The organism is Sphingomonas sp. 2SG (genome assembly GCF_005503285.1).
GTDB classification, from domain to species: Bacteria; Pseudomonadota; Alphaproteobacteria; order Sphingomonadales; family Sphingomonadaceae; genus Sphingomonas; species Sphingomonas taxi.
Genome location: NZ_SCMZ01000084.1, coordinates 1 through 8,852, shown reverse-complemented (window position 1 = coordinate 8,852; position 8,852 = coordinate 1). Strand labels below are relative to the sequence as shown.

General features: G+C 67.6%; 8 protein-coding genes. 6 read left to right on the top strand and 2 right to left on the bottom strand.

Translation table 11 applies throughout. The features are described 5' to 3' along the window. Positions 1-456 precede the first annotated feature (456 nt). The 5 genes from FFS23_RS19360 (at position 457) to rpoN (ending at position 4,732) form a co-directional block, all read left to right on the top strand. Positions 457-1,077, top strand: coding sequence for a ribonuclease D (locus tag FFS23_RS19360; RefSeq protein WP_137899887.1), 621 nt, complete (start codon positions 457-459; stop codon positions 1,075-1,077). Between the two features lie 9 nt (positions 1,078-1,086). Further along, the gene (gene lptC, locus FFS23_RS19355) at positions 1,087-1,728 is read left to right on the top strand and encodes an LPS export ABC transporter periplasmic protein LptC (RefSeq protein WP_038661632.1); all 642 of its coding nucleotides are present in this window, start codon (positions 1,087-1,089) and stop codon (positions 1,726-1,728) included. 6 nt (positions 1,729-1,734) lie between these two features. Then, positions 1,735-2,265 (top strand): LptA/OstA family protein, encoded by a 531-nt coding sequence (locus FFS23_RS19350; protein WP_137899886.1) that lies wholly within the window; start codon positions 1,735-1,737, stop codon positions 2,263-2,265. A 149-nt stretch (positions 2,266-2,414) separates the two neighbouring features. Further along, entirely contained in the window at positions 2,415-3,194 is a 780-nt protein-coding gene (gene lptB, locus FFS23_RS19345; RefSeq protein ID WP_038661638.1) for an LPS export ABC transporter ATP-binding protein, read from the top strand. Between the two features lie 53 nt (positions 3,195-3,247). After that, positions 3,248-4,732: an RNA polymerase factor sigma-54 gene (gene rpoN, locus FFS23_RS19340; RefSeq protein ID WP_137899885.1), complete on the top strand. Its 1,485-nt coding sequence runs from the start codon at positions 3,248-3,250 to the stop codon at positions 4,730-4,732. 55 nt (positions 4,733-4,787) lie between these two features. Here the strand turns inward: rpoN and FFS23_RS19335 are convergent, their stop codons facing one another. Together FFS23_RS19335 and FFS23_RS19330 are read right to left on the bottom strand one after the other, a co-directional pair. Beyond that, a complete protein-coding gene (locus tag FFS23_RS19335) occupies positions 4,788-5,084 on the bottom strand; it encodes a GIY-YIG nuclease family protein (RefSeq protein WP_137899884.1) in 297 nt (98 codons plus the stop codon). 172 nt (positions 5,085-5,256) lie between these two features. Beyond that, on the bottom strand, positions 5,257-6,255 hold the full coding sequence (locus FFS23_RS19330; protein WP_137899883.1) for a ligase-associated DNA damage response exonuclease: 999 nt from the start codon (positions 6,253-6,255) through the stop codon (positions 5,257-5,259). 125 nt (positions 6,256-6,380) lie between these two features. Here FFS23_RS19330 and FFS23_RS19325 point away from each other — a divergent pair, with 125 nt between their 5' ends. After that, positions 6,381-8,789, top strand: a complete 2,409-nt coding sequence (locus tag FFS23_RS19325; protein WP_137899882.1) for a ligase-associated DNA damage response DEXH box helicase — start codon at positions 6,381-6,383, stop codon at positions 8,787-8,789. Positions 8,790-8,852 lie beyond the last annotated feature (63 nt).

Here is an 8,852-nt window from a genome sequence, read left to right as displayed (position 1 = left end):
GACAGGATCTTGGCGCCCTCGTTGGCGATCAGGCCGCGGATCGCGCTTTTCACCGCCTCCGCCGACACCGCGTCGCCGCCGTCCGCCGCCACCGCCGAAATCGCTGCTGCCGCCGCCGAAATCGTCGCGCTTGTCGCGACCACGTCCGCCACGATTGCCGCGGCCACCTTTGTCGTAACCCATAACCCTATTCGTCTTCCCGGTTCGCCCGCATCCAATCCGTGACAAGAACCCGTGCGCCGGACGACGAACGCGAGCCCTCGGGCGCGAAACCTATTGCGCCTTGGGAATCGTCATAGCGCAGAAAACAAGTCCCCGCGAATGAATTCGTCGCAATCGTCTGCCATTCCATGCCGAATACCGGCCCCGGCGCGACCCGCCACAGCAATGGCGCGGATTTCCGGCCGATGACGCTTAATCGTTGAGCATCCTGGCGTTGCGGCGTAGGGCGCTGGCATGACCGTACACTTCCACGAGGAAGACCTCCCCGCCGACGTCTTCGCTCCCGACGCCTCGATCGCCGTCGATACCGAGACGATGGGCCTCATCACGCCGCGCGACCGACTGTGCGTCGTACAATTGTCCGATGGCGGCCCCGACGAACATCTCGTCCGTTTCGGTCCGACCAGCGACTATGCTGCGCCGAACCTCAAGGCGGTGCTCGCCGATCCCGGCCGCGTGAAACTCTACCATTACGGCCGCTTCGATATCGCCGCGCTCCAGCATTACCTCGGCATCGTCGCAGCGCCCGCCTACGATACCAAGATCGCGTCGCGACTGATCCGCACCTACACCGATCGTCACGGCCTCAAGGAACTGGTGCGCGAACTGCTCGGCCAGGAACTCAGCAAGCAGCAGCAATCGTCCGACTGGGGCGCACCAGAATTGTCCGACGCGCAGAAGGACTATGCGGCGAGCGACGTGCGCTTCCTCCATCGCCTGCAGGCCGAGCTCAACCGCCGGCTCGAACGCGAGGGCCGGATGGAGATGGCGCAGGCCTGTTTCGACTTCCTGCCGACCCGCGCCGCGCTGGATCTCGCCGGCTGGCCCGAGATCGACATCTTCGCCCATGCCTGAGGCCCGGCGGTGAGCGCCCCGACCGCACGCCAGACGCGTTCGGCGCGGCAGCGCTGGGCCGCGCCCGGCGGCCGGCAGGACCGGATCGTCACGCTGCTCAACACCGGGTTGCCGATCGGCATCGGCGTGCTCGCCGCCTTCCTTGTGCTGGCGCCGCTGACCGCCGCCAACGAAGTGTCGTTCGTCCTCGACAAGAACAAGGTGGAGGTCGCCAAGGAGCGGCTGAAGCTGCAGGCGGCGACCTATCGCGGCCAGGACGACAAGGGGCAGGCGTTTGCGCTCAACGCCGGCACCGCGGTGCAGCAGAGCAGCAGCGTGCCGATCGTCCAGATCAACCGCATGACCGCCGATCTCGCGCTCGACGACGGGCCGGCGACGCTGCGCGCCGACAAGGGCCGCTACGACCTCAACACCGAGCAGATGAAGGTCGACGGCCCGATCGCCTTCCGCGCCGCCAACGGCTACCGACTCGACACGAGCGACGCGACGATCGACTTGAAAACCAAGACGATGCGCAGCGGCGGCAAGGTGACGGGCACGGTGCCGCAGGGCAATTTCAGCGCCAATGCGCTGACCGCCGACCTGGCTGGCCGCACCGTGCGCCTCAGCGGCAATGCCCGCTTGCGGATCGTGCCGCGACGGGCGAAATAGCCCGCCATGCGCACCCCCCTCCTCGCCGTCGCCCTGCTCGCCGCCCCGCTGGCGGCGCAGACGGCGCATAATTCCAACGCCCCGATCGATTTCGGCGCCGACCATATCGAATTGCAGGACAAGGCGAATCGCGGCGTGCTGTCGGGCAACGTCTCGGTCCGCCAGGCCGAGATGACGCTCAACTCGGCGCGGATGACGGTCAGCTATACCGGTCAGGTGGTCGGCGGCAGCCCGCAGGTGTCGCGGATCGATGCGAGCGGCGGCGTCACCGTCCGCCGCCCCGACCAGACCGCCAAGAGCCAATATGCGATTTACGACCTCAATCGCCGGGTCATCACGATGCTGGGCGCGGTGACGCTGACGCAGGGCGGCAATACGGTCAACGGCGGCCGCCTGACGATCAACCTCGACACCGGCCGTGCCGTGGTCGACGGCAATTCGGTCCGCGGCTCCAGCGGCGCCGCCCCCGGCAGCACCACCACCACCGCGCCCAGCGGCCGCGTCACCGGCACCTTCTCGGTCCCCAAGCGGGACTGAGGCGGGCGAGGCCGATCCGCGGCACGCCGGCACGGGGCCCGGGGCCAGCTAAAGGGTCTTCCCTCGCGCCCGTCTCCGCGCCATGACGCAACGGCATGCACGAAGCCTGCCAAGGCTTTGCCACTCTTTTGATGCGAGGCATCGAGCCCATGGACGCCGCCGTTTCCGACCTCCAGACCGCCGAGCCGATCCACGAGCCGCCCGCCAATCGCGGGCTGCAGGCGATTTCGATCGCCAAATCCTACGACAAGCGCGTCGTCCTCACCGACGTGTCGGTCTCGGTCGACCGTGGCGAGGTGGTCGGCCTGCTCGGCCCCAACGGCGCCGGCAAAACGACCTGCTTCTATTCGGTGATGGGCCTGGTGAAGCCCGATTCGGGCCGGATCATGCTCGACGGCGAGGATATCACCAAGCTGCCGATGTACCGCCGCGCGATCCTCGGCCTCGGCTATCTACCGCAGGAGACGAGCATCTTCCGCGGCCTGTCGATCGAGAAGAACATCGGCGCGGTGCTCGAACTGTCCGAGCCCGATCCCGCGGCGCGCCCCGCCAAGCTCGACAAATTGCTCGACGAATTCGGCCTCACCCGGTTGCGCGCCAGTCCGGCGATGGCCTTGTCCGGCGGTGAACGCCGCCGCGCCGAGATCGCCCGCGCGCTTGCCGCCGACCCGTCGATCATGCTGCTCGACGAACCCTTCGCAGGCATCGATCCGATCTCGATCGCCGACATCCGCGATCTGGTGAAGGACCTCAAGCGCCGCGACATCGGCGTGCTGATCACCGACCATAACGTGCGCGAGACGCTCGACATCGTCGACCGCGCCTATATCATCTACGACGGGCGCGTGCTGTTCGCCGGCAGCCCCGAGGAACTCGTCGCCGACGCCAACGTCCGCCGCCTGTACCTCGGCGAGGGCTTCTCGCTCTAGCCTATGGCCGGGGTCCCGCCTTGTTCCGTCACGGCGCGGGAAGAAGCGGTGTCATGAGCCTCGCGCCCCGTCTTGACCTGCGCCAGTCGCAATCGCTGGTGATGACGCCGCAGCTCCAGCAGGCGATCAAGCTGCTGGCGCTGTCCAACCTTGAGATCGAGGGCTTCATCGCCGAGGAGGTCGAGAAGAACCCGCTGCTCGAGGCCGCGCAGACCGACGAGATCGTCCGCCCCGAACGCGTCGAGCGCGACGAGCCCGCCGGCGCCGACGAACTGGTCAGCGGCGCCGCCGCCGCCGATCCGCTCGACGTCGATTACGCCACCGAAAGCCACCAGCAGGACAGCGTCGCCGACGGCGGCGGCGGCTTCGACGGCGCATTGTCGATGACCGGCGGCAGCGCCGGCGGCGGCCTGGGCGGTGAGGACGGGCTCGACTTCGATTCGTTCGCGCAAGGGGACGGCACGCTCGCCGATCATCTGCTCGCGCAGGCCGGCACGGTGATCGACGGCGCCGACTGGTTCATCGCCCAGCATCTGATCGACCAGATCGACGAGGCGGGCTATCTCACCGTCCCGCTGCTCGACATCGCCAACCGGCTCGGCACCGCACTCGCCCGCGTCGAGCACGTGCTGCACCAGATCCAGACGCTCGACCCGACCGGCGTCGGCGCCCGCGACCTTGCGGAGTGTATCGCGCTCCAGGCGCGCGAGGCGGACCGCTACGATCCCTGCATGGCGCGGCTGATCGACAATCTCGACCTGCTCGCGCGCGGCGAGCTCGCCCGGCTCAAGCGGATGTGCGGCGTCGACGACGAGGACATGGCGGACATGATCCGCGAGTTGCGCGGCTACGATCCCAAGCCCGGTTGCCGCTACGGCGGCGAACCGGCGCTGGCAGTCACTCCCGATCTGTTCGTCGCCCGGACCAAGGCGGGCTGGGGCATCGAACTCAACGCCGCGACGCTGCCGCGCGTCCTCGTCAACCGCCGCTATTACGACGAACTCAGCCACGGCCCGCAGGACAAGACCGCCAAGGCCTGGCTGTCCGATGCGCTCGCCTCGGCCAATTGGCTGATCAAGGCGCTCGACCAGCGCCAGCGGACGATCATCAAGGTCGCCACCGAGATCGTCAAGCAACAGGAAGCCTTCTTCCTCAAGGGCGTCGCGCATCTCAAGCCGATGACGCTCGCCAAGGTCGCCGAGGCGATCGAGATGCACGAATCGACGGTCAGCCGCGTGACGAGCAACAAATATCTCAGCTGCGCGCGCGGCGTGTTCGAGCTGAAGTATTTCTTCACCTCGGCGATCCAGGCGGCGGACGGCGGCGACGCGGTGTCGGCGGAGGCGGTGAAAAGCGCGATCCGCGGCCTGATCGCCAACGAGGGCGCCAAGATCCTGTCCGACGATACGTTGGTCGAACTGCTGCAGGCCAAGGGCTTCGACATCGCTCGTCGCACCGTCGCCAAATACCGCGAGGCGATGGGCATCGGCAGCTCGGTCCAGCGCCGCCGCGCGCGGACGCTGGAGGGGACGGGCTAACAACCTCGTCACCCCGGGTCGAGCCCGGGGTGACGATAGAAAGGTCGTTGCGTCGCTACGCCACCGAATCAAACAGGTCACGCCAGTCGGGATTGCCGCGTTCGATCAGCACGAACTTCCACTCCCGGCGCCAGCGCTTCAGCCGCTTCTCATGGGCGATACATGCTTCGATGGTGTCGCCGTGTTCCGCCCAGACGAGCCGGTGCAGGCCATAACGCCGGCAAAAGTCGGATCCGTCCCCGGTTCGATGCTGGTGAATACGTGCTGCCAGATGCGCAGTAACGCCGACGTACATGGCGCCGCGATAGCGATCGCTTATGATATAGACCCAGCCGCCACGACCATCAGCCATGGCCCAACGTGAAAACGGCAAGCGTCACGGTCAATTCGCGATCGCTAAAGCTCTCGCCGGCTATGACAAATCCCCGTCACCCCGGCCTTGAGCCGGGGTCCCGCTTTTGATCCCGCCCGACAACACGCAAAAGCGGGATGCCGGACCAAGCCCGGCATGACGGGCGCGGGGCTCAATCGTCCTCGTCCTCGAACCCCACCAATGCCAGCGCGCGCGCCTTCATCTGGCGCTGTTCGCACCAATGGACCAGCGCTTCCTCGCGACCGTGCGTCACCCACACCTCCTTGGGCGCGATCTCCGACAGCGTGTCGGTGAGTTCGTCCCAGTCGGCATGGTCGGACAGGATCAGCGGCAGCTCGATGTTCTTCTGCACCGCGCGCTGCCGCACGCGCATCCAGCCGCTCGCCATCGCGGTGATCGGATCGGGCAACCGCCGCGACCAGCGGTCGTTGAGCGCCCCCGGCGGGCACATCACGACATGCCCCGCCATATCGGCCTTCTTCGCGTCGGCGACCGGCAGCAGTTCGCCGAGGCGCACGCCATGCTCCTGATACAGGTCGCACAGCCGTTGCAGCGCGCCATGGATGTAGATCGGTGCGTCGTGACCCCGCGCGCGCAGCTCGGCGATCACCCGCTGCGCCTTGCCGAGCGCATAGGCGCCGACCAGCACGCAGCGATCGGGATTGGCGTGCAGTCGCGCGATCAATTTGTCGATCTCGTCGCCGGTGTCGGGATGGCGGAACACCGGCAGCGCGAAGGTCGCCTCGGTGACGAAGACGTCGCATTTGACCGGCTCGAACGGCGTACAGGTCGGGTCGGCGCGGCGCTTGTAGTCGCCGGACACGACGACGCGCTCGCCGCGATAGTCGAGCACGATCTGTGCCGAGCCGAGCACGTGTCCGGCGGGGACGAAACCGACGGCCACCTCGCCCATGCGGATGCTCTCGCCGTAAGCGACGGGATGGCCCGCCTGTTCGCCATAGCGTGCGTCCATGATCGCCAGCGTCTCGGGCGTCGCCCAGACCGCGCCGTGACCGCCGCGCGCGTGATCGGCATGGCCGTGCGTCACCAGCGCGCGCGCCTCGGGCTCGGAGGGGTCGATCCACGCGTCCGCGGGCCTGACGTAGATGCCATGCGGATGCGGTTCCAGCCAGTCGCCCAATCGTGCCATGCTACCTATATGGTTGGGATGACATCCGGTTCCCCCTCACCCTTCGTCGGCACGACCGGCCCTTCCCTCTCCCGTCGGGATAGGGAGGGAAGCGCCCGGCGCCAAAAGGGTGGGGGTGAATCGTCTTGAGCGACCTTCCCGAGCCTCTCGCCCAATGGTTCGCCACCCGCGGGTGGCGCCCGCGCCGCCACCAGCTCGACATGCTGCGCGAAGGCCGCGCCGGCCGTCACGCGCTGCTCGTCGCCACCACCGGCGCGGGTAAGACGCTCGCCGGCTTCCTGCCCACGCTCGCCGAGCTGATCGAAGCGCCGACCGAAGGGCTCCACACGCTCTACGTCTCGCCGCTCAAGGCGCTGGCGGTCGACATCCAGCGCAATCTCGTCACGCCGATCGACGAGATGGGCCTGTCGCTGCGCGTCGAGACGCGCACCGGTGACACGCCGAGCGACCGCAAGGCACGCCAGCGTATCCGCCCGCCGCAGATCCTGCTCACCACCCCCGAATCGCTGTCGCTGCTGCTGAGTTATCCCGACAGCTTCACGATGTTCGAAGGGCTGCGAACGATCGTCATCGACGAGGTCCACGCCTTCGCCACCGGCAAGCGCGGCGATCTCCTGTCGCTGTGCATGGCGCGGCTCCAACGGATCAGCCCCGGCCTGCGCCGCGTCGCGCTGTCGGCGACGGTGGCGGACGGCGACGGCTATCGCGCCTGGCTCGCGCCCGACGGCGATATCGATCAGGTCGCGATGGTCCAGGGCGAACCCGGCGCCGATCCCAATATCGCGATCCTGCTGCCCGAGGATCGCGTGCCCTGGTCGGGTCATTCGGGCCGCTATGCCGCCGAACAGGTCATGGCCGAGATCGAGCTGCACAAGACCTCGATCATCTTCTGCAACACGCGCAGCCTCGCCGAGCTGATCTTTCAGGATCTGTGGAAGGTCAACACGTTGAGCCTGCCGATCGGCGTCCATCACGGCAGCCTCGCGCTGGAGGCGCGGCGCAAGGTGGAGGGCGCGATGGCCTCCGGCCGGTTGCGCGCGCTGGTCGCCACCGCCAGCCTCGACCTCGGCGTCGACTGGGGCGACGTCGACTGCGTCATCCAGATGGGCGCGCCCAAGGGCTCGTCGCGGCTGCTCCAGCGCATCGGCCGCGCCAACCACCGGCTGGACGAGGCGTCGGAGGCGATCCTCGTCCCCGGCAACCGCTTCGAATATCTCGAGGCGCGCGCCGCGCTCGACGCGGTTGAGGCGGGCGAGCTCGACCCCGACCTGTTCCGCCCCGGCGCGCTCGACGTGCTTGCGCAGCATGTCATGGCGATGGCCTGCGCCGCGCCGTTCGAGCAGGCGGCGCTGCTCGACGAGGTGCGGTCCGCCCTTCCTTACTCGGCGCTGACTGACGAGACGTTCGATCGCGTCCTCGGCTTCATCCGCGACGGCGGCTACAGCCTCAAGGCGTACGACCGCTTCAAGCGGCTGACACAGGAGGCGGACGGCCTGTGGCGTGTCAGCCATCCGAAGTTCGTGACGCAGCACCGGCTCAACGCCGGCATCATCGTCGAGGCGACGATGCTCAACGTCCGCTTCAAGAACGGTCGCAATCTCGGCAAGGTCGAGGAGGGCTTCGCCGCGCAGCTCAGCCCCGGCGACACCTTCTTCTTCGCCGGCCTCAGTTGCGAGGTGCAGAAGATCGACACCGAGGATCTGATCGTCCGCGCCTCGTCCAAGCCGGCGCGCATCCCGACCTATGGCGGCAGCCGCATGCCGCTGTCGACCAACCTCGCCGATCGCGTGCGCGGCTTCCTCGCCGATCCGACGCAATGGACGCGCTTCCCCGACGACGTGCGCGAATGGCTGGAATTCCAGGCGAAACGCTCCGCTTTGCCCCGCCCCGGCCAGCTCCTCGTCGAAACATTCCCCCGCGAGGGGCGCAACTATATGGTCGCCTATAGTTTCGAAGGCTGGAACGCGCATCAGTCGCTCGGCATGCTGATCACCCGACGCATGGAGGCGGAGGGGCTGAAGCCTTTGGGTTTCGTCGCCAACGATTATGCCCTTGCGGTCTATGGTATCGAGAAGATCACCGACCCCGCCGCCTTGTTCAGTCCCGACATCCTCGAACACGAATTCGTCGACTGGGTGCAGCAATCGCATCTGCTCAAGCGCGCGTTCCGCGAGGTCGCGGTGATCGGCGGGCTCGTCGAGCGGCAGCATCCCGGCAAGCGCAAGACCGGGCGGCAGGTGACCTTTTCGACCGACCTGATCTACGACGTGTTGCGCAAATACGAGCCGACGCATCTGCTGCTCCAGGCGGCGTGGGACGATGCCCGCGCCCGCATGACCGACGTCGGGCGTCTCGCCGGCCTGCTCGATCGGGCGGCGGAGACGATGCTCCACGTCGATCTCGAGCGCGTCACGCCGCTGGCGGTGCCGGTATTGACGCTGATCGGCCGAGAGAAGGTGTCGACCGGATCGGCCGACGACCATCTGCTGATCGAGGCGGAGGCGCTGGCGGCGGAAGCGATGCGGATCGATTGACCAAATCCTCCCCCGCCAGGGGGAGGGGGACCCTGGCCCTTATAAACATCCCCGAGCCCACGA

What these genes read in the sequence shown, in the direction of transcription:
- FFS23_RS19335 (WP_137899884.1), bottom strand. Translation starts at nt 5,084, where the DNA reads ATGGCTGATGGTCGTGGCGGCTGGGTCTATATCATAAGCGATCGCTAT.
- lptB (WP_038661638.1), top strand. Translation starts at nt 2,415, where the DNA reads ATGGACGCCGCCGTTTCCGACCTCCAGACCGCCGAGCCGATCCACGAG.
- FFS23_RS19350 (WP_137899886.1), top strand. Translation starts at nt 1,735, where the DNA reads ATGCGCACCCCCCTCCTCGCCGTCGCCCTGCTCGCCGCCCCGCTGGCG.
- FFS23_RS19330 (WP_137899883.1), bottom strand. Translation starts at nt 6,255, where the DNA reads ATGGCACGATTGGGCGACTGGCTGGAACCGCATCCGCATGGCATCTAC.
- FFS23_RS19360 (WP_137899887.1), top strand. Translation starts at nt 457, where the DNA reads ATGACCGTACACTTCCACGAGGAAGACCTCCCCGCCGACGTCTTCGCT.
- rpoN (WP_137899885.1), top strand. Translation starts at nt 3,248, where the DNA reads ATGAGCCTCGCGCCCCGTCTTGACCTGCGCCAGTCGCAATCGCTGGTG.